This is a genomic window from Caldimonas sp. KR1-144, from assembly GCF_049446155.1.
GTDB lineage: Bacteria > Pseudomonadota > Gammaproteobacteria > Burkholderiales > Burkholderiaceae_C > Rivibacter.
This window is the reverse complement of record NZ_JBMSEE010000002.1, coordinates 226,760-251,826: the sequence shown is the minus strand read 5'-3', so window position 1 is coordinate 251,826 and position 25,067 is coordinate 226,760. Positions and strand designations below refer to the sequence as shown.

Here is a 25,067-nt window from a genome sequence, read left to right as displayed (position 1 = left end):
TGCCATGGCCCAGTAGGAACCGCATGCGAGCCTGGTTGTCGGAGTTCTGAAGTTGATTCATCGAGATTGGCATCGTGACCTTAAGCGGGCCGTGATGCTGTGGTTCGTCGCGCTGGCGCTGCCCCTATTGCCGAACACGGCCGTCGGATCCGACCTGCCGGTGCGCCCCTACCATCACACGGCCTGGCGAGCCAGTTCGGGCACGCCGACCGGGGCCGTCAACATGGCCCAGACACCCGACGGCTTTCTGTGGCTGGCAACACCGACCGGCTTGTATCGCTTCGACGGCCTGAGCTTCGAGAAGATCGATACGCTGGGGGCACAGCGCCTGCTGTCGAACAATGTGTCCGGGATCCATGCCGATCCCAGCGGTCGTCTGATCATCGGCTACCGATTCGGCGGCGTCAGCATTCTTCAGAACGGTCGACTGCGGCACTTTGGCCAGGCCGAAGGCGTGCCACGCGGCTCCGCGTGGAGCTTCACGAGCGGACCGGATGGAGAGCTTTGGGGCGGTTTCGCAGGAGGGATCGCACGGTTCGATGGTGGTCGCTGGCACGTGGCCAAGTTCGGTCGCTCGGATGTCGCTACGGGCATCGTCTCGTTCGATCGCGACGGCACGCTGTGGAATTCCCGCGAGGACGGCGTCTTCTACCGGCGCCGAGGAACGAGCGAGTTTGCGCGTGTCGAGGCCGATCTGGGCAGACGACCGATCGTCACGGATGACGGAGTCGGCCAGGTTTGGGCGTTCGACCGCGATCATGGCGCGTTGCAGCGCCTGGTCTGGGCGGGGGACCGCTACACGGTCGATGGCGCCAAGCTGAAGCTTGCCTACCCCGCCATCACCGAACTTCTCACGTTCGATCAGGAAGGCAATGCGTGGCTTCCTGGCGAATCGGGCGTGCTGCGGCTGCCTGCGATCGCCGCCGCGTCGAACTGGCCGAACGTGGTGGCGGAAGCCTACGATGTGGCGTTCGGATTGAGCGGTTCGGCGGTGACCGCTGTGCTGCCCGACCGTGAGGGCAATGTCTGGGTTGCAACCGATGGCGGACTCGACAGGTTCCGCCGCAGCAAGCTGGTGATGGCAGCGCCGCCTGTCAATACAAACGCCAGTGCGATCGCCCCCGCCACGGGCGGTGACATCTGGATGACCTCGTTCCAGGATGGTCTGCTGCGCCTTGGCGCCGGCACCACCCGAAAGTTCGAGGTGGGCAAGCGCGCCACCAGCCTCTACCGCAGTCCGGGCGGTGCACTGTGGGTCGCCGCCCCCGACCAGCTGTGGCGGGTCGATGCCGACGGGCAGCAGTTGGTGCCGCTGCCTGCCGGAGCGGGTGCGTTGCATGGTGGAACCAGCCTGGATATGGTGCAGGCGATCACCGAAGACGGGAATGGCGCGCTGTGGCTCTCCGTGACGCGCCGAGGTGTCTTCAAGCGCACGGGTGGCGGATGGGAGGTCCCTCAAGCCCTCGGCGAGTTCGGGCGCCAGACCGCCATCTCGCTGACGTCCGATCCCCAGGGCAGGGTCTGGTTGGGCTACACGGACAGCCGCGCCGTGCGGGTGGATCGCGACGGAGGACGGTTGGCACTGGGTGCCGCAGAAGGCCTGCAGATCGGCAATGTGCTCAGCATCTTCGCGGGCGACACCCATGCTTGGTTCGGTGGTGACCGCGGTCTGGCCTACCAGTCCGAGGGCGGCAAGGTGCTGGAACTCGCGATCGACGACGCGCTCGGGCTCTCGGGCATTTCCGGCATCGTTGAATCACGGTCAGGCGACTTGTGGCTTGGCGACGCCTCCGGCTTGATCCATGTCCGGCGGGCGCAGTGGCAGCGCGCCGTCCAGTCGCCGGGATACCGCATGGTCATCAGGCGCTACGACTACAGCGACGGCCTGGTCGGGAAACCGTCGCAGCTGCGGCGCATTCCCACGGTCGTCGAGGCTGAGGACGGCAAGATCTGGATGGCGACCGAGGCCGGCATCGCCCTGGTCGATCCCGCGAGGATGTCGTCTCGCACCGAAGGGCCGGCGACGGTCATCAAGAGCGTCAGTGCCGACGGCACTCGCTACAGCCCCGAGGACGCCGTTGGACTGCCACCGAATACCGGCACCCTCCAGATCGACTACACGGCGACCAGCCTGTCTCAGGCCGAGCGAACGCAGTTCGCATACAGGCTCGAAGGCTACGAGAAGGCCTGGCACTCGGCCGGTACCCGCCGGCAAGCCCTCTACACCCACCTGCCGCCGGGCGACTATGTGTTCCGCGTCGGCGCCACGGATGCCGATGGTGTGACGGGCAAGGACACGGCTTCGGTGCGGATCTCCGTGCGACCCGCTTACTGGCAGACAGGCTGGTTCGCGATCCTGTGCGCCATGGCAGCGTTGGGCATGGTCTCGCTGGCCTATCGCCAGCGACTGCGCCGCGTGACCGCGGCAGTGCGCGCGCGCGTGGAAGCCCGGGTCATCGAGCGTGAGCGCATCGCCCGCGACCTGCACGACACGGTGCTGCAGGGCGTGACCGCCCTCATGCTGCACGTTCGCGCCGCAGTCGAGCAGATGCCCAAGGAATCGCCGATCAAGAACGCGTTGGAGCAGGCGCTTGCCAGTGCGCGTGCGACGCTCACCGAAGGCCGCGACCGCGTGGTGGATCTGCGCAGCACGGGCAGTCTCGACAAGCTCTCCAAGGGGAACCTGGCCGAAGCCGTGGCCGATGCGTGTGAGGAGCTGGGGCGAACCTATTGCGGTCCCTCGTACCGCGTCATCAAGGAAGGCCGAGTCCTGGCGCTGTCACATGAGCAGATGGTCGAGGTGTTCTCCATCGTGCGCGAAGCGCTGACCAATGCCTTTCGCCACGCCGGGGCGAGCCAGATCGAGGTGCTCATCAGCTACCAACCGGACTGCCTGCGCGTGTCGGTTCAAGACGATGGGGTCGGCTTCGACGCCGGCACCGGGAGTTCGAGCAGTCCCCCTGGGCATTTCGGACTTCTGGGCATGCAAGAGCGTGCGCGCGGCATTGCCGCCGCATTGGAGATCCGGTCTGGACCGACAGGCACCGAGTTGCTGCTGACGCTGCCGGTCCATGTGTCGGCTTTCCGGCTGCGGGTGCCCTTTCTTCAACGGCGCCTGCGCACCGACACGACAACCCGTCTTCGCCCGAGCCAACGAGCATCGGCGGAATAGCGGCCCGGCCCGAGTATCGACAGGACGATCAAGGCGAACGCGAGGAAACCGGCAGCGTGGATGGGAACGAGCTCCATGAATTCCGCCAACAACATCGTGAACGCACCGGTCAGGCAGCCTGCCGTGTTGGCGAGACCGGCCGCGATCATCAACACCGACAGACCCGCCATCGCGCACAGCAGGTGCTGCCCGTTCCAATGGCTGGCAGACCACAGCTGCGCGCCGGCAAGCACCGCCCGCAGCGCAAGCAAGCCAAGATCGGCGCGCCGCCCGACATGTGCTGAATCAGACCACCCCATGCGTCACAGTGTGGGGTGCCTCATCGAGGCGCGCATATACAACCTTGAACAGTGCCATGCATGACTTTCTGGGGGCCGACAGGCCCTGCCAAGCGGCCTCTCCAGCGATCTCGATATTGGCTGTTGACGACCACAGCCTGATCCTCGGCGGCATCGAAGCCGTGGTGAAGGCGGCGCCCGACCTGCGCTTCGTCGGCGGTGCCCGTACGGCCGCCGAGGCCATCGAGCTGTACCGCCGTCATGAACCGGACATCACCGTGGTGGATGTCAACTTGCCCGATCGCAACGGGATCGAAGTGCTTCGGGAGATTCGCGGCCTCAGGCCCGACGCCCGGCTCATCGTGCTGACGACCTATCGCGGGGATGTGCTCGCGGTGCAAGCACTGAAGAGCGGCGCTTGTGGATTTCTGCTGAAGAGCAGCCTGGAGATGGAGCTGATCGAAGCGATTCGCGCCGTGCATGCGGGCAAGCGCTACATCACGGCCGACATTGCCGCCGAGATTGCGGCCCATGTCGACGCGCCGCATCTGTCAGAACGCGAAGTCGCGGTGCTCAAACTCGCCGCGGCCGGTAGCTCCAACAAGCAGATTGCCCGTGAACTCGCCATCTCCGAGCAGACGGTGAAGGGACATATGTCGAATGCGTTCGGCAAGCTCGGCGCCGCGGACAGAGCGCATGCCGTCGCCATCGCGGTTCAACGAGGCGTCCTGTACCTGTAGGCACGACCTGCCCCCCCCATTCGGGTTGTTCATCTGCACCCCGATGGCGTCGTTGGCAACGCCACCACCCGCTCGGACACTCTCGACATCCCCAACGCGCCGTCGTGGCCGAGCGAGGAGTCGGGAATGCTGCAACTGCCCAAGCGCCTCAAGGCGGCCGTACTGCACGAGTCGGAAGTCATCAGGGCCGGCCTCACGGCCATGCTTTCGGCCAGGCAGGACCTTGAACTGGTGCCGCAAGTGCAGCGCACCGAGTCATGGCAGTTCGATCACAGCGGGATCCATGTCCTGGTGGTCAGCCATGGCATCGCACTGGAGCTTCTCGACTCAGGCTCGGACAGCGACGTTCCGCGCGTGATCGTGGTGGCGCCGTCCTTCGGCGATCAGGCTGCGCGCACGCTGATCAAGTCCGGCGCGCGAGGTCTGCTGATGCTGTCGGTGAATGCCGAGGAACTGCACCATGCCGTTCACCGCGTCGGGTCGGGGCGTCGCCACATCACGCCTTCGGTAGCGGCGGTGATGGCGGAGCACGTGGGCTCGCCCGGCATCACGACACGAGAAGTCGCCTTGCTTGAACTGTTGTCTCGAGGGATGTCGAACAAGGAGATTGCGCGGTCGCTCGGAATATCGGACGGCACGGTGAAGACCCACACGCGATCCATCTTCTCCAAGCTGGGCACGAACAACCGAACCCAAGCCGTTGCGGTGGCCACGAGGCGGGGCATCCTGGTGTCGTCGGGCACGGACATCGAGACCAACGCCTGGCCAGGCGACGAGAGAGTGATGACCGAGGTCTGCGGCTGGCCCGCAGCGCCTGCGTTGACCCGCGGTCGCCAGCCGCTCGCAGACGCGTCCGTCTTCAATCGCCACATTCTTTAACGCGGCATTCCGTCGCAACCTCGAGGAGGGCCGCATGGCCAAGATTCTGGTTCTTTATTACTCGTCCTACGGGCACGTTGAACAGCTGGCGAACGCTGTCGCCGAGGGGGCTCGCGCAGGCGGTGCCTCGGTGGTCGACATCAAGCGCGTGCCGGAGACTGTGCCTGAGCAGGTGGCCAAGAACGCCCACTTCAAGCTGGAACAGTCCGCGCCGGTGGCCACCGTGGCCGACTTGGAGCAGTACCACGCCATCGTGGTCGGCACACCCACCCGATACGGTCGCATGTCGTCCCAGATGGCAGCGTTTCTGGATCAGACCGGTGGACTGTGGGCACGCGGTGCATTCAATGGCAAGGTAGGGGCCGCCTTCACCTCGACGGCGACCCAGCATGGCGGTCAGGAGCAAACCCTGTTCTCCGTCATCGCCAACCTGCTTCACTTCGGCATGATCATCGTCGGTCTGCCCTATAGCCATGCCGGTCAGATGAGCGTGACGGAGATCGTGGGTGGCTCACCTTACGGCGCCTCGACGATCGCCGCGGGAGACGGCTCACGTCAGCCGACCGAGATCGATCTCGCAGGTGCTCGGCACCAAGGGGAGCTCGTTGCCAAGACGGCTGTCAGGCTGTTCGGCTGAGTCGTTCGAGGCCTGTCCGAAGCGGGGCCCGCTGCTGTCACCTCATAGATTCTGCGGCTTGAACCTGTGCCGGCAGTTCACGATCTTTCCCGCGACCATGAACTCGCCTCGACCGAGGTAGTGGACGGTCTCGGGATGCGCGGGCTCCAGCGCAACGTGTGCCTTCACGACTTCCCAGATGAACAGGTTGTAGGCGCCCACCTTGCTGCCGTCGTGCAACCGGCACTCGAAGCTGGCGTATACCTCCCCGATGAGGGGTGCCTCGACGTGATGCGCCGGCTCGACCGTCAAGCCGAAGTGCTCGAACTTGTCGAAGTCCTTGCCCGTGGTATTGCCGACGCCGACCACCTGGTCGAGCAGCGCGCGCGTCGGCACGTTGATGACGCACTGCCGGCTCTTGCGAATCAGCTCGTAGCTGTGGTTGCCGGGCCAGATGTAGCAGCCGAACAGAGCCGGGGTGAAACCCAACATCATGTGCCAGCCCACGGTCATGATGTTTCGCTCGCCCTTGTGGCTCGAGGTCACGAGGACGACCGGGCCGGGCTCCAGGATGCGACGAACCTCGCTGAGGTCGTGATCGGCTTTGGTGATGAGCTTCATGATGCGGCCGACGTTCTCGGCCTCGAAGTACTGGAAGACGGCTTGCCGCTACCGCGGCATGCGGCGGTGCCGTGAACCACGGCACCGCCCTGCCATTACCAGGGTTGGTCGGTCGGAAGAACGAACAGCTCAGCGACGTCCACATGCGCCGGCGCCTGCAGCGCGAACAGCACCGTGTCGGCGATGTTGTCGCCGCTCAGGAAGGACATCTGCTCGCGCAGGCCTTCCATCTGGTCGCGATAGCCCTTGTCGGAGATGTGGTTGAACAGCTCCGTCGCGACTGCGCCCGGCTGGATGCTCGTCACGCGAATGTTGTGCTTCTTGCCGACCTCGAGGCGCAGACCTTCGGTGAAGGCGGTGACAGCGTGCTTGGTGGCGCAGTAGACCGCCAGGCCCGGGAACACCTTGCGACCTGCGATGGAAGAGGTATTGACGATGTGGCCGCAGCCGCGCTTGATGAGGTGGGGCAGCGTCGCAGCGGTGCTGTTCATCAGGCCCTTGACGTTGACGTCCACCATGCGGTGCCACTCGTCAACCTTGAGGGTCTCGACGTCCGAAATGGGCATCAGGCCGGCATTGTTGAACACGATGTCCAGGCCACCGTAGGTCTGAACGAGCTTCGAGACGCCAGCCTCCACGGACGCCTGATCGACGACGTCCATTTTGATGGCGATGGCATCGCCTCCGGCGGTCTTGATCTGGTCGACCAGTTGGTTGAGGCGGTCGATGCGGCGGGCCGCCAGACCGACCTTCGCGCCTGCGGCGGCCAGCTTCAGCGCCGTTGCTGCGCCAATGCCACTCGAGGCACCGGTGACCAGAGCGATCTTTCCATTGAGTTCCATGACAGTTCCTTCAGGGAGTTGAGTTGGATTGCGCGGCAGTTGCAGCTCGGAAGAGTCCTGTCGCTGCCACGGGTGTCATGGTTCTCATCGGCGTCTGCTCGGTCGCTTGCGGATTTGCTCCCGATATCGAAGTTTTGCTGTCGGCTACGCGGCTTGCTCAACGGGTGTTGCGGTAATCGCTGGGGAGCACGCCCACTTCCTTGCGAAAGACCTGGGCGAAGTGGCTCGGGCTGGCGTATCCGACTTCCAGACCGATCTCCACGACAGGCAACTGCGTCTCGCGCAGGAGGCGCCGCGCGCGCTCCATCCGCAGCCTGGTGAGGTACTGGGAAGGAGAGAACCCGGTGCTCTTCTTGAATGATCGAGAGAAGTGCGAGTCGCTCAGCTGCACTGCTCGGGCAAGGCGGCTGAGGTCCAGCTCTTGGTCGATATGTTCTTGCATCGCCGCGAGCACGCGATGGATCTTGAAAGCCGGAAGGCCGCCATGCGGCGCGCGCTGCTCCTGGCTGTCGCTGGCATAGCTTCTGACCAGATGAACCGCCAAGCTGCTTGCCAGGCCTTGAACGAGCATCGTGCTGGGTGCTCGGCGTTCAAGCAGCTCATCGCGAAGAATGCTCATCTGGCCCGTGATGATCGCGTCCGTCCCTCCGGAAACCTCCCTCAGGCGAGGTGGCTGTGCGTCCGACCCGTGCACGTCGATGCCGGCACGACGCATCAGCGGAAGGCCGAAGTACACGTGCATCACGCGGAAGGGCTCCTGCGTCAGCGTGCGCCACCTGAGCTCGCAAGGCCGCGGCGATGTCTGGAGGAAGAAGTCGCCTTCGCGAACCTCGTTGGCCATCCACTCGCCTCCCAGCTCCCGTTCCTCGACGCGTGCAGCGCCGGAAACCACCCAGACGATGAGCGGCTCCGGCACGGCGGGGATGAGCAGGCTGTCCTGGACCGAGCGTCGCGTGAACATCTGGACGAAGAGATCTCGCCATGGGCTGCCCTTGCTGGTCGCGATCAGGTCTCCGGGGACACGCTCGTCCAGCGCCTCTGCGGTGCTAAGTCCATCGTCCATGGGGTCACCGTCCTGCAGTGGTCTCTTGTGGTGTGGTCTGGGGTGGCGCTCGATACGCCCTTGCGCCAGCGGCTTGTAGGTGAGTCTAGGGAGGAAGCCCCGCAGGGCCTGGCCGATCCCAGCGCGAGTCTTGCCTGATCAGCCGAACTGCGTTGGCGATTTGGGCAAGAGCTCTCCAGGAACGAGCACGAGCCGGCGCCGTCCTGTTCCTACGATGAGTTCATGTTCAACCGGCGTGACATGCGCGCCGCAACGTGGAGACTCACATGAGCAAGGTCTGGTTCATCACGGGGACTGGTCGCGGCATCGGCGAGCAGATCGCAAAGGCGGCGCTGACGGCCGGTGACCGGGTTGTCGCGACCGGTCGCAACGCCGAGCAGCTCCAGCAAATCTATGGTGCCTATGGCGATCAGGTGATCTGCCTGCCGCTTGATGCGACGCGCGAGCGAGACGCCGTCCGCGCCGTGGAGGCCGCCCGGGAGCGCTTCGGCAGCATCGACGTGCTGGTCAACAACGCCGGCTACGGGCAGCTCGGGCTGTTCGAAGAGATCGCTTCGGAGGACGTCGAGCGCCAGTTCCAGACCAACGTCTTCGGCCTGATGCACGTGACCCGCGCGGTTCTGCCGGTGATGCGTCGACAGCGCCGCGGACACATCCTGAACCTGTCCTCCGTGGGCGGCTTCATGGGCTTCGACGGCGCATCGATCTACTGCGCTGCGAAGTTCGCCGTGGAGGGCTTCTCTGAATCCTTGGCCATGGAGGTCGCGTCGTTCGGCATCAACGTCACCATCGTGGAGCCCGGCTTCTTTCGTACCGACTTCCTCGACAAGAAGTCCGTTCAGTATGGCTCCCGCCAGATCGCCGACTACGCCGAATCGTCCAGCCACTCGCGGTCGACCTACGAGGCTTACAACCACAAGCAGCCTGGTGACCCCGTCAAGCTCGGACGCGTGATCGTCGAGCTGTCCGCCATGGCCGAACCTCCGTTGCACTTCGTTGCCGGAACGGACGCGGTGGGCTTCGCCAACAGCACCTTCGAACGCCGGCGTGCCGAAGTGGACGCCTTCGCTGCCCTGTCGGTGACGACGGACGGTGACTACTAAGGCTCGGACGGGCCGATCAAGGCGGACGACTCTCGAGTCGTCCGCCGTGCGTCCCGCTCACACGACAGCATCGCGAAGACGCGATGCGTCTTTCGACGGTGGCACGCCAAAGAGCCTGCTGTACTCGCGGCTGAACTGCGAGGCACTCTCGTAGCCGACGGTGTAGCCGGCCTTCGAAACTTCCATGCCTTCGCTGAGAAGCAGGCGACGCGCCTCTTGAAGGCGCAGCTGCTTCTGGAATTGCAGTGGGCTCATCGCGGTGACGGCACGAAAGTGATGGTGCAGCGACGACGTGCTCATGCAGCACTCGCGCGCAAGGTCGTCGATCTTCAGCGACTCGGCGAAGTTGGACTTGAGCCACGAGACGGCCCGCATGACTCGCTTCCCATGGCTGTCAGCGCGTGCGACTTGCGCCAGGCGCTCGCCCTGCTCGCTGCGCAGAATCCGATACACGAGCTCACGAGCCGCCAGCGGGGCCAGCGTCGATGCATCTTCCGGAGCATCGAGCAAGCGCATGAGCCGGATAGCGGCGTCGAGCATGCCATCCGTGACGTCGCTCAGGAAGAGACCCCGAGAAGTGCCGCAACGACGTGCCAGCGGCGCGCCCAGCTGCAACACCAGTTCAGAGACTTCCGTCGGATCGAGGTCAAGGCGGAAGCAGAGGTAAGGCTCGTTGAACTTCGCGTGCGTGACCTGAGCACTGATTGGCAGGTCGGTCGTGAAGACAAGGAACCGAGACGCATCGTAGCTGTACACCTCGTCGCGCAGCATGACTCGCTTGGCACCCTGCGCGATGACGCAAATCGCCGGCGGATGCAATGCGTGAACCAACTCCTCGCTGGGTGCAGATAGCTTGATCGCATGCAACCGAGGAATCGCAGTGGGACAAGTTCCCTCCAGTGATGCATGCCGAGCCACCAGAGCAGCCAGTTCCCGAACCCGGCCGGGGTCAGCGGGCGGGAGGTTCGGTACCGCGGAAAAACGCTGCGCCGCGATGGTGGGAGCGATGTCTTGACTAGCCATGGTTCGACATTAGGTCAGTGTGGCCGGCGTATGTGACCGGCGGTCAGATGGGGCGATCAACCTGCAGCTTTTGGCAATCGGAACGATGCGGTGCGACGAGGCGTGAAGCGGGCTCATGGCGGTCGCGACCGCGAGACGGATTCGCAGGGACGGCCGGCACCGTTCGCCAGAGTCATCTGTGCAAGTTGCGCGCCACAGGGGCCGGTGAGCAGGCGGTACAAGATCTCGCGAGTGACCAGCGGGGCGAGCGCGTCGATGTCCTGCGGGCTGTCCAGAAGCCGCGCGAGGCGCAGCATCGCGTCCAGAAGATCGGGTTGGACGTCGGCAGCGATAACGGCTTGCGGCGTGCCCTGCCGGCTCGCGACACGGTCGATGTCCATCCCGAGCATCAAGGACGACAGCTCCTCGGTGGCATAGGCCAGCGTGAGGGAGAGATAGAGGCGCTGCGCGGACGCGTCGACCACGGGGCCGGACACGGGAAGATGCTGCGACACCATGAGGTAGGTGCTCGGGTCGTCCACATGGATCTCGTCCCCCCAAGGCAGCCGCCGGCCGGCTGAAGCGAGCGTGCAAAGGCAGGGCTCATCAACGTCATGCACCGGGTTGTCGGCGCCATGCGTGCGCACGACGGTCAGCCGTGGCACAGCGGTGCGGAACACACCCTCGCGAGGCGCGTGCCGTTCAATGCAGGCCGCAAGCTCGGCTCTGCGCAGCATCGCCTGCAAGGCCATGTCTCGACGCACTTGGAACATGGCAATCGCGCTTTAGGGGGACATCACGACAGCTTAGATCCGACGCGCAAGGAAATGGCGTGACCAGAAGGCCCCGCAGGTGGGTCGGGCAAGCATCGCGGAGGAATGAGCAAGTGCCCGATTCCCCGCGTTGGGCCTCTGCGCGAGCGGCCTGACTCGCTTTGCAGGATCGGGCAATTTCAAAGGTCTAACCGGCCAACGAAGGCTGCAGCGGCTTCCTAGACCTTCTTCTATCGGATCCACCATCGTGACCGGCAGGTCGCTTGTGCCGAAAGGAGAAACGACATGACGCGACAGACCGCTGTCTACGGAATCACCGTCCTGGTTGCCGTCGCCTCGGCCGCGATGTGGGTCAAGCCAGCGACGGCCCTGGCCGCCGGCCAGGCGATCACGACAACGCAGCCAATCGAAGGAGTGAACATGAGCATCTCAGCACAGCGCACGCCAGCGCAAGCCTTCACGCACCCGTATGTCGGCATGTGGGTCACCGCTGATGGCTACATCCGCCACGAACTCCTGCCCGATGGTCGCTACGACGAGGCTCGCGGCAAGAAGGCGAGCGCGTATCAGGGTCGCTATCGAGTGACCGGAGACCGCATCGACTATGTCGATGACACGGGGTTCACCGCAGACGGTGAGTTTCGCGACGACATCCTCTACCACGCCGGCATGGTCCTGTACCGCGAGCCGAAGTAGCCTTCAGTTGTCCCGCTGCGCGCGCGATGCGAGTCGCCTTGGACGCCCCTGCGCTCAGCTCCGACCAGTCGAGCTCTTCTTCGAGAATGTGGAACGCGTCCTCGTCGATCGAGCCCTCGGCGCGAAGGCGATTGAGAATCCGGCGTTGCTCTTGCAGCGCGCTGAGGCGAACGTCGTCATGCTCCGTCGTGGTCTATCAGCTGAAGGACGGAAGAATCATTCGCGCAGACTCGTACTTCGACTTCTACGGCCTGCACAAGCAGCTCGTCGAATCGAATCCTGCTGCCGCGTGAGGCGCGGCGGATTGCTCCGCCACTTGCAGTCGAAGACGGGGGATCATCGTGTCGATCCCCCGTCTCGCCACCTGCTCCCGCGATCACGCGCAGGCATTACGGCTTCACCTTGGTGGCTTCCATGATGAGGTCGGCGACCGCGCGAGGTTGCGATACGAGCACCGAATGGCTGGCCTTCACTTCCACGGTACGAGCCTTGGCACGCTGGTACATGAAGCGCTGCAGGTCCGGGCTGACGATCTTGTCGTCAGTCGCGACGATGGCGTACGTCGGCTTGCTCCGCCATGCCGCGTCCGGGATCTTTGCCCCGAACGCATCGGCGCTCGAGAGAACCTGGCTGGCCGCGGCAAAGTCGGCGTACTCTTTCGGTGTGTCGGCGGCGATGGACTCGTGCCACTTGTCGCGCTGGAAGTGGATGTATCCGTCTGCGGTGACGGCGACGTGCTTCAGGCTGTCCATCGGGAACTTGCCGTTGAGGTCAGCGACGCTCTCGCCTGCATCCGGTGCGTGCGCGGCGACGTAGACGAGCGCCTTGACATTCGGATCGTTGCCGACCGCAGAGATGATGGCGCCGCCGTAGCTGTGACCCACGAGGACCACCGGGCCCTGCTGCAGCGATAGCGCACGCCGCGCAGCGGCCACATCCGCGTTGAAGCCGGTCAGTGGCTCCTGTGCGATGGTGACTTGATAGCCCTTCGCCGTGAGCTGGCGATACACGGGCTCCCAGTACGAACCATCCACGGAGGCGCCGTGGACAAGCACGACGTTGTTGATCCGGCCGTTCTCCGCGGTGGTCTCCGAATGCCTCGGCGAGGCATTGGCGAAGAGGGCCGCGATGCCGCCCACGATCACGAGTAGGCGGATGAAGTCTTTGAGGGTGTACATGGCGGACTTCTTCCGAGGCGGAGCGCGACAGGTGCTCAGCGAGCGGTTTGCATGACGATGGACGACCGCACTTGGCGCTCATCCAGGCTGAATGCACCGCCGCCAGAGGCGACGTACTGCAGCAGGCCGCCTGCCATCGCGATGTTCTTCAGGAAGTGGAACAGCTGGTTCTGATCGCCCAGGGCGTTGTGGAAGATGACCGCCGAGACGACCGAGAACACCGCCAGCGCCGCGGCGACCCAGCGAGTCCGATAGCCGGCGACGAGCAGCAGGCCACCGCCCAGTTCGGCAGCCAGTGCACCGGCGTAGGCCAGTTCGGGCAGGGGCAGGCCGACCGAGGCGATGTAGCCGATGGTGCCGCTCGGGGCCATGAGCTTTCCGAAGCCGCTGACCAAGAAGATGGCTGCGATGAGGATGCGACCGGTCAGCGACAGGGCAGCGGCGGTCTTCGAGGCGGATGAGATGTTGGTAGGTTGCATGGTGAACTCCTGGTGATCGATAGTGATGAAGAGCTTCTGATGGACTTGGGAGAAGGCCTAAACGGCCCGGCCGCTCGCGCGGAGTTGCTCGCCAAGTCGAGCAATTTCTTGTTCGCCGCGCAGCAGCGCGGCGCGAGTTGTGTGGACCGAGTACGTCCCGAGCACCAGGGGATCGAGGTGCTTGCGAGCCGTCCCAATGACAAAGTCCGTTGCGCCGGATGCCATGAGTTCGATGGACTGCTCGCCTTCGGCGAACACGACCAGCTCGTCGGCGACGCGGTCTGCCCCCGTGAGAAGGGCGCCGGTGTTGACGTGCAGCCAGGCGACGGTGTGGCCAGCAGGAGGGGGCAACGTCAGCACCTCTCCATCGCGCAATGAGGCATGGAGGTACTGGATGCCGTCGGGAGCGGCTACGGCACTGCGCTGGCCGGCGTGCGCCCCGAGGATGACGCGCACGCCATTCACCACGGGGACTTCCGCGGGGGTGAGGTACTGACTCACCGGCGCAGCAAGTTCGCTGTCCTGAGGCAGCGCGAGCCAAAGCTGATATCCGCGCAAACGTTGGCCCCGCAGTGGAATGCCGTCGTGCCAGATGCCCTTGCCGGCATGCATCCACTCCACCGAGCCGGCCTCGAGCTGTCCGCGAGCGCCCGTGGTGTCCTCATAGCGCATTTGGCCTTCCAGCAAGACGGTTGTGGTGGCGATACCCGAATGCGGATGCATCGGGAACATCGCGTCGCCGATCGACTGGAAGTCGAAATAGTCCAGGAAGACGAAAGGCTTGGTCACGCTTCCCAGTCGGTTCGGGCTCAACAGGCGCTTGACGGGGCCATGCATGCGGCCCTGGGTCCTCATCGCGATCGCGCGAGGCTGAGTGTCCCGATTGGCCAGCTGGGCAAAAGACCGTTTAGGGGTAGTTCCTCCCTGCGGCGTTTGGTCGATGGCTTCCATGTCGTTGCTTCGTCTAATTCGATGGACCGAAGCTTAGAAATTGGACATCCAGCTGGGAAGCCTATATGTTTCTATGCAATCCATCCGTAGGACCGATACATGCTCGACGGCGTCTCCCTGGACCAGCTGCGCACCTTCATTGCCGCAGCCGAAGAAGGCAGCTTTTCCGCTGCCGGGCGCAAGCTGCGGCGGGCGCAGTCGGTGGTCAGCCAGACCCTGGCCAATCTGGAGGGGCAGCTCCGTGTGACGCTGTTCGATCGGACGGGTCGGTACCCGGTGCTGACGGACGAGGGCAAGGCGCTGCTGGGGGAGGCAAAAGCGGTCGTGCACGGCATGGACAGCTTCAAGGCGCGGGCCCGGACACTGTCGGAAGGGCTGGAGCCGGAACTCTCGGTGGCGGTCGACGTGATGTTCCCGATGAGCGCCCTGACCGAAGCCGTCGGAGCGTTCAAGGAGCAGTTCCCGACCACGCCCTTGCGGATGTACGTCGAAGCGCTCGGCGCCGTCGTCCAGCCCGTGCTCGAGGGCACATGCCAGATCGGCATCGTTGGTTCTCTGCCCGTCGTCCCGGAAAGCACCCGCTCGGAAGCACTGGCCCAAGTCGCGATGGTGACGGTCGCTTCACCCAGGCACGCCCTTGCCTTTCTGCCGGGCCCGCTCAGTTCACGCGAACTGGAGCGCCACGTTCAGCTGGTGTTGACCGACCGCACGACGCTCAGCACGGGGCGCAGCTACGGTGTGCTGGCCGCTCAGATATGGCGTCTCGCCGACCTGGGCGCGAAGCACGCCTTCCTGAAGGCCGGATTCGGCTGGGGGCACATGCCGAAGGAGATGGTGCAGCGCGACCTGGACAGCGGCGAGTTGGTGCCGCTCAGCCTCGAAGTGCACCAGCCGTCGACGCCCAGCATTGCCATGTACGCCGTGTATCGGAACGACGCACCGCCAGGCCCGGCCGGACGGTGGTTCATCGCTCGCTTGAAGGGCCAATAGGCGAATGCATCGCTGGGACCGATGGATCGCATCGAGACAAAGAGGCTACCGCGATAGATGACCCATCCCTACTCTTCGATCCATGCAGCAACCGGCTGCGCAACTTCGAGGAGTAGCAAATGGCACTCAAGGACTTTGACAAGAAAGTAGCGCTGGTTACCGGCGCAGGCTCCGGGATCGGCCGTGAGGCCGCGCGGGCCTTCGCCGGCCGCGGCGCCATCGTCGTTGCGGCGGACCTGAACGAAGGCGGCCTGGCCGAAACCAGGGACCTCATCGTCGAACTCGGCGGCCGGGTGTTGACGGCCGCAACCGATGTGTCGAACGAGGCGCAGGTGCGCGATCTCATGATCCGCATCGAAAAGGAACTCGGGCGGCTCGATGTGGCATTCAACAACGCGGGCATCACGGGCCAAGCCCATCGCATCGAAGACTACCCGACCGACGATTTCGATCGAGTGATCGCGATCAACCTCAGGAGCGTCTTCCTGGGGATGAAGCATCAGTTGCCCTTGCTGCGCCGTGCCGGGGGGGGCGCCATCGTGAACACCGCTTCGGTGGCTGCCATCACGGGGCCCGGCGGCATGAGTGCCTACGCCGCATCGAAGCACGGCGTCCACGGACTGACCCGTGTGGCTGCGATGGAGAACGCTGCGCTCGGCATCCGCGTGAACACCCTGGCACCTGGCTGGACGCAGACGCCGATGGTCGCGCAGGCCAGTGCTCAGAACCCCGGCTTCGCGCAACTCGCCACTTCCGCCATTCCGGCGAAACGAGGTGCGCATCCCTCCGAGATTGCAGCCGCTGCGGTCTGGCTCGCGTCTGAAGCGTCTTCGTACGTCATGGGTCAGATGCTCGTCGTGGACGGCGGCATGACCATCGGCGGCTTCGAGATCTGAACAACCGAAAGCGAAACATCATGAGCAACATCAATGACATCAGCGAAGCTGCCAAGGCGGTGATCCGTCGCAACACCGCAGAGGTGCAAGGCGGCGGCAACTGGGCCTTGTTCGACGAGCTGTTCGCCGACGACTTCCTGGACCACACGCCGCAGCCGAACTGCACGCCGGACAAGGCGGGTGCGCTGGGCCTGTACAAGAAGCTGCGCGAGGCCTTCCCCGACTTTCATGCCGTCATCCACTGGCAGCGCGCCGATGGCGACGTCGTGACGACCTACAAGACTTACCACGGCACTCACCAAGGCGACTTCCTCGGCATTCCCGCAAGCGGCAAGGCCATCCACTTCGAGACGGTCGATGCCATGCGCGTGCAGGAGGGAAAGATCACCGAGCACTGGGGCGTCGCGAACCTGTACTCGGTCCTGAAGCAGCTTGATGCGCTGCCGCAGTAAGGGGAACCCCATGAACACCAACATCCTGCAATACAAGGTCGTCGTCGTCACCGGCGCGGCGAGCGGCATCGGACGAGCCATCGCCATCAACGCGGCAAAGCACGGTGCGAAGGCGGTCATCGTCTCGGACATCAGCCCTGACCCTCGCGAAGGCGGCACGCCGACGACTCACGAGATCGAAGCCCTCGGCGTCGCCACTCGGTTCGTCAAGGCCGACGTGAGCAAGAAGAACGAGGTGGAGGCACTCGTCGAAGCAGCGGCTGAATTTGGTGGCGTCGATGTGATGGTTGCCAATGCAGGCATCACCCTGCGGGCAGACGGCCCGGATGTGTCGGCTGACGACTTCCACAAGCTGCTCGCGGTGAACCTGGACGGCACGCTGTTCAGCGCGCAAGCCGCGGCTCGCCAGATGAAAGCGAATCAGAAGCGCGGCAGCATCGTCCTGATGGCCAGCATGGGCGGCCTGTCCGGCGCGGGCATCACGGTGGCGTACTCGACCAGCAAGGGCGGCGTCGTCCTGATGGCCAAGTCTCTGGCAGACGCCCTCGGGCCTGACGGCATTCGCGTGAACGCCGTGGCCCCCGGAACGATTGACACCCACCTGTTGCGCACGGCGCCTGGGATCGCTGAGGCCGCCGAAGGCTTCCGCCAGCGCACGCCGCTGCGCCGCCTCGGCCAGCCGTCGGAGATCGGCGATGCGGTCGCCTTCCTGGGCTCCGATCTCTCGAGCTACATCACCGGCACGGCACTGCTGGTAGATGGCGGCTTGCTGGCGGTCATCTGACGGCCCAATCGATACACCCTCAGAGAAACATCATGAACACCACGATTCGATTCCACGCATATGGTGGCCCTGAAGTCCTTCAGGTCGAGGACGCTTCCGATGTCGGGGCGCCCACCGAAGGCCAAGTGCGTCTCCGCCACCTGGCCATCGGCGTCAACTTCATCGACACGATGTTCCGCCAAGGCGTCTTCTCCGTCCCGCTGCCGTCCGTTCCTGGAGTGGAAGGCGTGGGCGTGATCGAAGCTGTCGGTCCCGGCGTGAGCGACCTTCAGCTCGGTCAACGCGTGGCCTACTACCTGGCTCCCGGCAGCTACACGCAGGTTCGCCTGGTCAATGCCAGCGCGTTGGTCCCGGTGCCCGACGACCTCAGCGCCGAGCAGATTGCCGCCGTGCTCACCAAGGGCCTCACGGCTTGGGCAGGCTTGAACGGCTACCACGCATTGAAGCCGGGTGAGACGGTTCTGGTCCAAGGCGCCTCGAGTGGGGTCGGCAGTCTGCTGGCCCGCTGGGCCAAGGCTCGTGGGGCCACCGTGATCGGTACGGCGGGCACTGCTGACAAGCGGCGGGCACTGACTGGGGCGATCGACCACGTACTCCCGTCGGATGCGACAGACCTGGCCGAGCAAGTGCGCAAGCACGCTCCGAACGGCGTCGATGTGGTCTACGAGTTCGTAGGCAAGGCAACGTTCCCGGCCACGCTCGCGTCCATCAAGGACGGCGGGACCATCGTGTCCATCGGTGCCGCCTCCGGAGCGCCTGTGGTGGACAACGATGCGGTGGTCAAACGCGGACTCAAGATGGTGGGCGGACCCATGGCCACGCACTTGGCGGGTCGCGTCGCTCAGGCAACCAACGACGTGTTCTCTGCCTTCAGGGCGGGCCTGCTGGGTGACGTGCCGATCAGGACGTACGCACTGCGAGAGGCGGCCCTGGCGCACGCGGATATCGCCCAGCGAGCGAAGACGGGTTCGCTGGTTCTGCTGCCCTGAGCGCTCGATCGGCGTAGCGGAAGCCGCTGTCAGTAAACACCTCAACGCGAGCTGGGCCGGTCGGTCGGCCCTGATCTCGACGTCCTCGGCCGCTTCCGCCGCTCAATAGCGGTACGCGTACCGAAGCTGAAGAAAGTTCTCGCCGGGATTCGGATGCTTGATTCCGGCATTCGAGAAGTGCTGGATGCGCAGCGCAAGCTCGTGCTGGCCTTGCTCGCCGAGGTTAATGCCGGCGGCAATGTGGTCGCCGAAGTTGAAGGTGGTGCTGAAGCGCTTGTCGTTGGTTCTGTAGATGGGCAGCAGGAAGTTTGCGCCGATGCCTCCTTCGACGAACCACTGCAGCCGGGATGTCGACAAGGTCCAGCGCAAGACGGGTGTCGCGCCGACTTGCGTCACCCACGCTGAGTCCGACCCGGCACCATCCGCTCGATCGGCAAACCAGCGGCCTAGCGATACCTCCCAGTACATGCCCAGGTCTCCGCCGGCAAATGGCTCATCCCACTCGGATCGCCAGATCGCACCGACCACGGCGGCTTGGGCATCCTCTGCGACGCCAGCCTGAACGAACGTTTGATCGGGCATCCAAGACAGCTCGGCAGGAGGGCTGGCTTTCAGTGGCATGCTGAACACGAAAGCGAGACCAAAGGTAGCCAGAGAGACGGGGATTCCGGCACGCCGGAAGAGTGCGTTCACGGTCGTATCCGCATGAGGCTTTAGAGGCCTCAAGGGTGGCCGTCCAATGTCGATGCCGCATCACCATGACGGACTGCGTTGGCACAACCCAATCGGGAGGGTTCGTGCCACCCGTTTAGCGGCGTGCCCGTGACGAACTGACAAAGGAAGGGGAACCAGCCGTGTCAAGCCAATGAGCAGGATCGAACCACGATGGCGGAACTTCAGCGGCCTGGCCGCCTGGCCTACACGTTGCTGCTTGCTCACGTGAACCAGTCGGCTCAGTGCTCACTTTGACTGTCGGCTCAAGCTGAACTGTGACGGTCGACCATGAACTGTCGACCGCCCGCAAGCGTACGCGGTGGAGTTGTTTACGACTTTCTTTTGCCTGTTCACGACTCCATTTAGCGTGAACACCGGAGTGAAGGCGCAGCGGCCCCTCACTCCACCGTCACGCTCTTCGCCAGATTGCGCGGCTTGTCCACGTCCGTGCCCCGCGCGCAGGCGGTGTGATACGCCAGCAGCTGCAGCGGCACCACGTGCAGGATCGGGCTCAGCGCGCCGTAGTGCTCGGGCATGCGGATGACGTGCACGCCTTCGCTGGCCTCGATGTGCGTGTCGGCATCGGCGCAGACATAGAGCTCGCCGCCGCGCGCGCGCACTTCCTGCATGTTGCTCTTGAGCTTCTCGACCAGCGCGTCGTTGGGCGCGACGGTGACCACCGGCATCGCGCTGGTCACGAGCGCGAGCGGGCCGTGCTTGAGCTCGCCGGCCGGGTAGGCCTCGGCGTGGATGTAGCTGATCTCCTTGAGCTTGAGCGCGCCTTCCAGCGCCACCGGATAGTGCAGGCCGCGGCCGAGGAAAAGCGCGTTCTCCTTGGCGGCAAAGGCCTGTGACCACGCGATGATCTGCGGCTCCAGCGCCAGCACGGCCTGCAAGGCCGCCGGCAGGTGGCGCAGCGAGCGCAGGTGCTGCGCCTCGGCCTCGGCGTCGAGACGCCCGCGCAACTTGGCGAGCGTGAGCGTGAGCAGGAACAGGCCGGCGAGCTGGGTCGTGAAGGCCTTGGTCGAGGCGACGCCGATCTCCACGCCGGCGCGCGTGACGTAGGCATGCTCGCACTCGCGCACCATCGCGCTGGTCGCGACGTTGCAGATCGTCAGCGTGTGCTTCATGCCGAGCGAGCGCGCATGCTTGAGCGCCGCCAGCGTGTCGGCCGTCTCGCCGCTTTGCGTGATGGTCACCACCAGCGTGCGCGGGTTGGGCACGCTGTCGCGGTAGCGGTATTCGCTGGCCACCTCGACCTGCGTGGGGATCTGCGCGATCGATTCGAGCCAGTACTTCGCGGTGCAGCCGGCGTAGTAGCTGGTGCCGCAGGCGAGCACGAGCACCGAGTCGATCTCGGCGAAGCTGCGCGCCGCGTTGCGGCCGAACAGCTCAGGGACAAAGGCTTCGACGCCCTCCAGCGTGTCGGAGATCGCGCGCGGCTGTTCGAAGATCTCTTTTTGCATGTAGTGCCGATACGGGCCGAGCTCGGCCGCGCCGGTGTGCGCGTGCACGGTGCGCACCGGGCGCTCGACGCGCACGTGAGCCGCACCGTCGCGCGCGACGATCCAGTGGCGGCCTCGCTGCAGGTCGACCACGTCGCCTTCTTCCAGGTAGGCGATCTGGTCGGTCACGCCGGCCAGGGCCATCGCATCGGAGGCGAGGAACATCTCGCCTTCGCGCTCGCCGACGCCCACGCCCATGACCAGCGGCGAGCCCTGGCGCGCACCGACCACGCGGTGCGGCTCGTCGCGGCAGATCACCGCGATCGCGTAGGCGCCGTGCAGCTGCAAGGTGGCCTGGCGCACGGCCTCGAAGAGGTCGCCTTCGTAGAGTGAGTCGACCAGGTGCGCGATGACCTCGGTGTCGGTCTGGCTCATGAAGACATAGCCGCGCGCCTGCAGCTGGGCGCGCAGCTGCTCGTGGTTCTCGATGATCCCGTTGTGCACCAGGGCCACGCGCGCCGGGCGCTGGCTGCCGTCGGCCGCCGTGGGGCCGGAAGAGAAGTGCGGATGGGCGTTGTGCACCGCGGGCGCGCCGTGCGTGGCCCAGCGCGTGTGGGCAATGCCGGTCAGGCCGCTGACGTGCTCGCTGCCGACCTGCGCGTCGAGCTCGGCGACGCGGGCGGTGCTGCGGGTGCGGCGCAGCGCGCCGTCCTGGTGGACGGCGACGCCGCAGGAGTCGTAGCCGCGGTATTCGAGCCGTCGCAGGCCTTCGACGAGCACGGGAACGATGTTGCGCGTGCCTGCCGCGCCGACGATGCCGCACATGGATGAGCTCCAGGAGGTTCAGAAGATGGCGAATCCTAGGAGTCGTCGCGGGAAATGAGCTCTCTTTAACCAGGCAATATCGAACAATTCTTCCGCTATGATTCACCCATGGAAGAATCATCCGTCAATGAGACTTCTACGGAATATTCATCCGATCTTGACCCCCTCGATCTGAAGGTGCTGGCGCAGCTGCAGCTCGATGCGGGCCTGTCGAACCAGGCGCTCGCGGCGGCGGTGCGCGTCTCGCCGGCCACCGCGCACCGGCGCGTGCGCCGGCTCTGGGACGCCGGCTTCATCGAGGGCGTGGTCGCGCTGCTGTCGCCGCGGCGGCTGGCCGAGGCCGGTGCGCCGGTGCTGCAGGCCATCGTCGAGGTGACGCTGGACGTGCAGGCGAGCGAGCGGCTGGCCGCGTTCGAGCAGCGCGCGGTCGAGGAGCCGGCGGTGCAGCAGTGCTACCGGGTCTCGCCGGGGCCGGACTTCGTGGTGGTGATCACCGTGGCCGACATGGCGGCCTACCAGGCGGTGGCACAGCGCCTCTTCAGCGCCGATGCGAACGTGCGCAACGTGCGCGCGTTCTTCGTCGTGCAGCGCGCCAAGTTCGGACACCGCTTGCCGCTGCCGGCGGCGCCTCGCTAACGATCGGGCGCCGACGCGGCCTTGGGCAGCAAGTGGAGCGCCTCGCGCGCGACCAGCGCGCCGAGGTCGTTGCGCGCCGACAGGATCACCGCGCCCGCACCGGCACCGGCTGCCAGCGCCATCAGCGTGATCGCGATGCCGTAGCGCCGCATCGGCGAGCGCGGCCGGGCGCCCACGCCCATCCAGCGCAGTTCGATGTCGATGGGCTCGGCCTCGGCCGCGCCGAACACGCGCTGCCGCTGCCGCTGCAGCCAGGCGCGCGCGCGGGCGCCGGCGGTGTCGCGTTCGCCCGGGGGCGCTTCGCGCAGGCCCAGGCGCACTTCCTCGTCGCGGATCCACTGGTCATGCGCGGCACGGCTGTCGGGGTCGAGCAGGATGTCTTGCGCCCGGTTGAGCGCGGCGACGACCTGCTCGTGGCGCAGGCTGCCCTGGTGGCGATCGGGGTGGTACTTCTGCACCAGCGCCCGATGCGCGGCGCGGATCACTTCAGGCGGCGCGTCCTGGGCGACCTTGAGCCGCGCGTAGTAGGTGGCGACGCGTGGACGGGATTTCGATGACGACGAGGTGGTGCTCACTTCGGGCGATCGTAAGTGCGCGCTTCGCGTGACGAGCGTGCATCGTTCACGCGCCATCGCCTGCTCCGCTCAGCGTGGCGCCTTCTTCGGACGCTGCCAGCCGCTGACCGTGACCTGCTTCGCGCGCGCCACGGTGAGCTGCCCCGGCGGCGTGTCCTTGCTGATCGTGCTGCCGCCGCCGATCGTGCCGCCCGCGCCGAGGGACACCGGCGCGATCAGCACACAGTTCGAGCCCACGTGGACGTCATCGCCGATCACCGTGCGGTGCTTGTTGGCGCCGTCGTAGTTGGCGGTGATGCTGCCGGCGCCGTAGTTCACGCGCGCGCCGACGGTGGCATCGCCCAGGTAGGCCAGATGGTTGGCCTTGGCGCCGGCGGCCAGCGTGGAATTCTTGACCTCGACGAAGTTGCCGATGTGCACCTCGGCACCGAGCTCGGCGCCCGGGCGAAGCCGCGCGAACGGGCCGATCAGCGCACCCGCGCCGACGCGCGCGCCCTCCAGGTGGCACAGCGGATGCACCACCGCGCCGGCGGCGATCTCGCAGTCGCGCAGCACGCAGTGCGCGCCGATGCGCACGCCGTCGCCGAGCACGACGCGGCCTTCGAACACGCAGCCGACGTCGATCTCGACGTCCTGGCCGCACACCAGCTCGCCGCGCACGTCGAAACGCGCCGGGTCGGCCAGACGCACGCCGGCTTCCATCAGCGCGTCGGCGCGCTGGCGCTGAAAGCGGCGCTCCAGCTCGGCCAGCTGCAGCGGGCTGTTGACGCCCAGCACCTCGATCTCGCCGGCCGGCTGCGCGGCGACCACCGACACGCCGTCGGCGACCGCGAACGCGACGATGTCGGTCAGGTAGTACTCGCGCTGCGCGTTGTCGTTGCGCAGGCGCGCGAGCCAGCGCTTCAGCGCCGCGGTGGGCACGGCCATCATGCCGGTGTAGACCTCGCGGATCGCGCGCTGCGCGTCACTCGCGTCCTTGTGCTCGACGATGCCGAGCACGCGCTCGGGCGCCGCGGCGTCGCGCACGATGCGCCCATAGCCGCTCGGGTCGGCCAGCTCGATGGTCAGCAGCGCCAGCCGCTGGCCGGCGCAGGCCTCGACCAGCGCGCGCGCGGTGGCCGCCGAGGTCAGCGGCACGTCGCCGTTGAGGATCAGCGTCGTGCCTTCGTCGCCCAGCAGCGGCAGCGCCTGCTGCACCGCGTGCCCCGTGCCCAGCTGCGGCTCCTGGCGCACGAAGGCCAGCGGCGCGCCGGGAACCGCCGCGCGCATCGACTGCTCGACCGACTCGGCGCCATGGCCGATGATCGTGATCATCCGGTGGGCATGCAGACTGCCTGCGGTTTCGAGCACGTGCTGCAGCAGCGGCTTGCCGGCCAGCGTGTGCAGCACCTTCGGCCGGGCCGATTTCATGCGGGTGCCCTTGCCGGCGGCCATGATGACGATGTCGAGCATGCTCAAGTTCTCGCGGTGCAGTGAATTGCGCGCCAGGCGCGCCGGGATTATCGCGGTCGCGATCGTCTGCGGCCTCGTCATCGCGGGCTGCAGCGCGCTGCGCCTCACCTATTCGCAGGGGCCGCAGATCGCCTATCTGTGGCTGGATCGCCAATTCGACTTCGACGACCCGCAGGCCGCGCGCGCCAAGGAAGGCCTCGCGCGCTGGTTCGACTGGCACCGGCGCCAGGAGCTGCCGCAGATCGCCGCCTTGCTGTCGCGCGCCTCCGACGAGGTCACGCGCGACATGACGGGCGAGCAGCTGTGCCGCTACTGGGATGCGCTGGCGGCGCATGCCGATGCGGCCGTCGAGCAGGCGCTGCCCGATGCATACGAGGTTGCGCGCCTGCTCGGCGCGCGGCAGCTCGCGACGCTGCGCAAGCGCCAGGCGCGCAGCGACGAGAAGTTCGCCGACGACTACCTGCAGCCCGATCCCGCCAAGCGCCGGCGCGCCGCCATCGAGCGCACGGTCGAACGCGCGCAACGGCTTTACGGGCGGCTCGGCGACGCGCAGCACAAGGCCATCGAGCAGGCGGTCGATGCTTCGCCCTTCGACCCGCAGCGCACGCTGGTCGAGCGCCAGCGCCGCCATGCCGAGCTGCAGCAGCTGCTGGAGCACCTGCAGGCCCAGCCCGCGCTCACGCGCGGCGACGCCGCCTCGGCGCTGCGCCGCTACTGGCAGCACGTTCGGCATTCACCCGACGAAAGCTACGCCGGCTACGCCAGCCACCTGACCGCCTACAGCTGCGAAGCCAGCGCACGCGTGCACAACGCGACCACCGCGGCGCAGCGCGCAACCGCGCGCGAGCGCCTGCGCGACTGGGCCGCCGACTTGCGCCAGTTGGCGACCACGGCGTCGTGAGACGCCGCCGGTGCT

General features: G+C 65.9%; 26 protein-coding genes. 13 read left to right on the top strand and 13 right to left on the bottom strand.

Features of this window, described 5'->3' with window-relative positions; all coding sequences use genetic code 11:
* Nucleotides 1-94: 94 nt before the first annotated feature.
* A complete protein-coding gene (locus ACO2TI_RS05150) occupies nt 95-3,172 on the top strand; it encodes a two-component regulator propeller domain-containing protein (protein WP_423282437.1) in 3,078 nt (1,025 codons plus the stop codon).
* On the opposite strand, the gene ACO2TI_RS05145 is transcribed toward ACO2TI_RS05150, so the two are convergent.
* On the bottom strand, nt 3,106-3,471 hold the full coding sequence (locus ACO2TI_RS05145) for a hypothetical protein (protein WP_423282435.1): 366 nt from the start codon (nt 3,469-3,471) through the stop codon (nt 3,106-3,108). The genes ACO2TI_RS05150 and ACO2TI_RS05145 overlap by 67 nt on opposite strands.
* Before the next feature lie 56 nt (nt 3,472-3,527).
* Here ACO2TI_RS05145 and ACO2TI_RS05140 point away from each other — a divergent pair, with 56 nt between their 5' ends.
* From ACO2TI_RS05140 to wrbA, 3 genes are all read left to right on the top strand, one after another.
* Nucleotides 3,528-4,190, top strand: a complete 663-nt coding sequence (locus ACO2TI_RS05140; RefSeq protein ID WP_423282434.1) for a response regulator — start codon at nt 3,528-3,530, stop codon at nt 4,188-4,190.
* A 126-nt stretch (nt 4,191-4,316) separates the two neighbouring features.
* Nucleotides 4,317-5,069, top strand: coding sequence for a DNA-binding response regulator (locus tag ACO2TI_RS05135; protein WP_423282432.1), 753 nt, complete (start codon nt 4,317-4,319; stop codon nt 5,067-5,069).
* A gap of 34 nt (nt 5,070-5,103) precedes the next feature.
* Entirely contained in the window at nt 5,104-5,706 is a 603-nt protein-coding gene (gene wrbA, locus ACO2TI_RS05130) for an NAD(P)H:quinone oxidoreductase (RefSeq protein ID WP_423282431.1), read from the top strand.
* A gap of 42 nt (nt 5,707-5,748) precedes the next feature.
* Here the strand turns inward: wrbA and ACO2TI_RS05125 are convergent, their stop codons facing one another.
* From ACO2TI_RS05125 to ACO2TI_RS05115, 3 genes are all read right to left on the bottom strand, one after another.
* Entirely contained in the window at nt 5,749-6,306 is a 558-nt protein-coding gene (locus ACO2TI_RS05125; RefSeq protein ID WP_423282430.1) for a flavin reductase family protein, read from the bottom strand.
* Between the two features lie 95 nt (nt 6,307-6,401).
* On the bottom strand, nt 6,402-7,148 hold the full coding sequence (locus ACO2TI_RS05120) for an SDR family oxidoreductase (RefSeq protein ID WP_423282428.1): 747 nt from the start codon (nt 7,146-7,148) through the stop codon (nt 6,402-6,404).
* 157 nt (nt 7,149-7,305) lie between these two features.
* The gene (locus ACO2TI_RS05115; RefSeq protein ID WP_423282426.1) at nt 7,306-8,211 is read right to left on the bottom strand and encodes a helix-turn-helix domain-containing protein; all 906 of its coding nucleotides are present in this window, start codon (nt 8,209-8,211) and stop codon (nt 7,306-7,308) included.
* A 266-nt stretch (nt 8,212-8,477) separates the two neighbouring features.
* On the opposite strand from ACO2TI_RS05115, the gene ACO2TI_RS05110 reads away from it, so the two are divergent.
* Nucleotides 8,478-9,314: an oxidoreductase gene (locus ACO2TI_RS05110; RefSeq protein ID WP_423282425.1), complete on the top strand. Its 837-nt coding sequence runs from the start codon at nt 8,478-8,480 to the stop codon at nt 9,312-9,314.
* A gap of 57 nt (nt 9,315-9,371) precedes the next feature.
* Here the strand turns inward: ACO2TI_RS05110 and ACO2TI_RS05105 are convergent, their stop codons facing one another.
* Both ACO2TI_RS05105 and ACO2TI_RS05100 read right to left on the bottom strand, forming a co-directional pair.
* On the bottom strand, nt 9,372-10,337 hold the full coding sequence (locus ACO2TI_RS05105; RefSeq protein ID WP_423282423.1) for an AraC family transcriptional regulator N-terminal domain-containing protein: 966 nt from the start codon (nt 10,335-10,337) through the stop codon (nt 9,372-9,374).
* A gap of 113 nt (nt 10,338-10,450) precedes the next feature.
* Nucleotides 10,451-11,089, bottom strand: coding sequence for an AraC family transcriptional regulator (locus ACO2TI_RS05100; RefSeq protein WP_423282421.1), 639 nt, complete (start codon nt 11,087-11,089; stop codon nt 10,451-10,453).
* Nucleotides 11,090-11,374: 285 nt separating this feature from the next.
* Here ACO2TI_RS05100 and ACO2TI_RS05095 point away from each other — a divergent pair, with 285 nt between their 5' ends.
* A complete protein-coding gene (locus ACO2TI_RS05095) occupies nt 11,375-11,785 on the top strand; it encodes an Atu4866 domain-containing protein (RefSeq protein WP_423282420.1) in 411 nt (136 codons plus the stop codon).
* Nucleotides 11,786-12,174: 389 nt separating this feature from the next.
* Here ACO2TI_RS05095 and ACO2TI_RS05090 read toward each other — a convergent pair whose 3' ends face one another.
* Genes ACO2TI_RS05090 through ACO2TI_RS05080 form a run of 3 tightly spaced genes read right to left on the bottom strand, consistent with a single transcriptional unit; the run spans nt 12,175 to nt 14,393 of the window.
* Nucleotides 12,175-12,963: an alpha/beta fold hydrolase gene (locus ACO2TI_RS05090; protein ID WP_423282418.1), complete on the bottom strand. Its 789-nt coding sequence runs from the start codon at nt 12,961-12,963 to the stop codon at nt 12,175-12,177.
* Between the two features lie 35 nt (nt 12,964-12,998).
* Entirely contained in the window at nt 12,999-13,442 is a 444-nt protein-coding gene (locus ACO2TI_RS05085) for a DoxX family protein (protein ID WP_423282416.1), read from the bottom strand.
* Nucleotides 13,443-13,499: 57 nt separating this feature from the next.
* The gene (locus tag ACO2TI_RS05080; protein ID WP_423282414.1) at nt 13,500-14,393 is read right to left on the bottom strand and encodes a pirin family protein; all 894 of its coding nucleotides are present in this window, start codon (nt 14,391-14,393) and stop codon (nt 13,500-13,502) included.
* A gap of 99 nt (nt 14,394-14,492) precedes the next feature.
* Here ACO2TI_RS05080 and ACO2TI_RS05075 point away from each other — a divergent pair, with 99 nt between their 5' ends.
* From ACO2TI_RS05075 to ACO2TI_RS05055, 5 genes are all read left to right on the top strand, one after another.
* On the top strand, nt 14,493-15,383 hold the full coding sequence (locus ACO2TI_RS05075; RefSeq protein WP_423282413.1) for a LysR family transcriptional regulator: 891 nt from the start codon (nt 14,493-14,495) through the stop codon (nt 15,381-15,383).
* Nucleotides 15,384-15,502: 119 nt separating this feature from the next.
* Nucleotides 15,503-16,279, top strand: a complete 777-nt coding sequence (locus ACO2TI_RS05070; RefSeq protein WP_423282412.1) for an SDR family NAD(P)-dependent oxidoreductase — start codon at nt 15,503-15,505, stop codon at nt 16,277-16,279.
* 20 nt (nt 16,280-16,299) lie between these two features.
* Nucleotides 16,300-16,731, top strand: a complete 432-nt coding sequence (locus ACO2TI_RS05065; RefSeq protein ID WP_423282411.1) for an ester cyclase — start codon at nt 16,300-16,302, stop codon at nt 16,729-16,731.
* A 10-nt stretch (nt 16,732-16,741) separates the two neighbouring features.
* Nucleotides 16,742-17,515 (top strand): SDR family NAD(P)-dependent oxidoreductase, encoded by a 774-nt coding sequence (locus ACO2TI_RS05060; RefSeq protein ID WP_423282410.1) that lies wholly within the window; start codon nt 16,742-16,744, stop codon nt 17,513-17,515.
* A gap of 32 nt (nt 17,516-17,547) precedes the next feature.
* On the top strand, nt 17,548-18,504 hold the full coding sequence (locus ACO2TI_RS05055; RefSeq protein WP_423282409.1) for a quinone oxidoreductase family protein: 957 nt from the start codon (nt 17,548-17,550) through the stop codon (nt 18,502-18,504).
* Nucleotides 18,505-18,606: 102 nt separating this feature from the next.
* Here ACO2TI_RS05055 and ACO2TI_RS05050 read toward each other — a convergent pair whose 3' ends face one another.
* Nucleotides 18,607-19,197 (bottom strand): acyloxyacyl hydrolase, encoded by a 591-nt coding sequence (locus ACO2TI_RS05050; protein ID WP_423282408.1) that lies wholly within the window; start codon nt 19,195-19,197, stop codon nt 18,607-18,609.
* Nucleotides 19,198-19,616: 419 nt separating this feature from the next.
* Nucleotides 19,617-21,488, bottom strand: coding sequence for a glutamine--fructose-6-phosphate transaminase (isomerizing) (glmS, locus tag ACO2TI_RS05045; RefSeq protein WP_423282406.1), 1,872 nt, complete (start codon nt 21,486-21,488; stop codon nt 19,617-19,619).
* 108 nt (nt 21,489-21,596) lie between these two features.
* Between glmS and ACO2TI_RS05040 the strand changes: the two genes are divergently transcribed.
* Nucleotides 21,597-22,124: an Lrp/AsnC family transcriptional regulator gene (locus tag ACO2TI_RS05040; RefSeq protein ID WP_423282405.1), complete on the top strand. Its 528-nt coding sequence runs from the start codon at nt 21,597-21,599 to the stop codon at nt 22,122-22,124.
* Here the strand turns inward: ACO2TI_RS05040 and ACO2TI_RS05035 are convergent.
* Both ACO2TI_RS05035 and glmU read right to left on the bottom strand, forming a co-directional pair.
* On the bottom strand, nt 22,121-22,699 hold the full coding sequence (locus ACO2TI_RS05035) for a J domain-containing protein (protein WP_423282403.1): 579 nt from the start codon (nt 22,697-22,699) through the stop codon (nt 22,121-22,123). The two genes, ACO2TI_RS05040 and ACO2TI_RS05035, sit on opposite strands and share 4 nt — an antisense overlap.
* Before the next feature lie 69 nt (nt 22,700-22,768).
* Nucleotides 22,769-24,151, bottom strand: coding sequence for a bifunctional UDP-N-acetylglucosamine diphosphorylase/glucosamine-1-phosphate N-acetyltransferase GlmU (gene glmU / locus ACO2TI_RS05030; RefSeq protein ID WP_423282401.1), 1,383 nt, complete (start codon nt 24,149-24,151; stop codon nt 22,769-22,771).
* Between glmU and ACO2TI_RS05025 the strand changes: the two genes are divergently transcribed.
* Nucleotides 24,150-25,052, top strand: a complete 903-nt coding sequence (locus ACO2TI_RS05025) for a DUF6279 family lipoprotein (protein ID WP_423282399.1) — start codon at nt 24,150-24,152, stop codon at nt 25,050-25,052. The two genes, glmU and ACO2TI_RS05025, sit on opposite strands and share 2 nt — an antisense overlap.
* Nucleotides 25,053-25,067 lie beyond the last annotated feature (15 nt).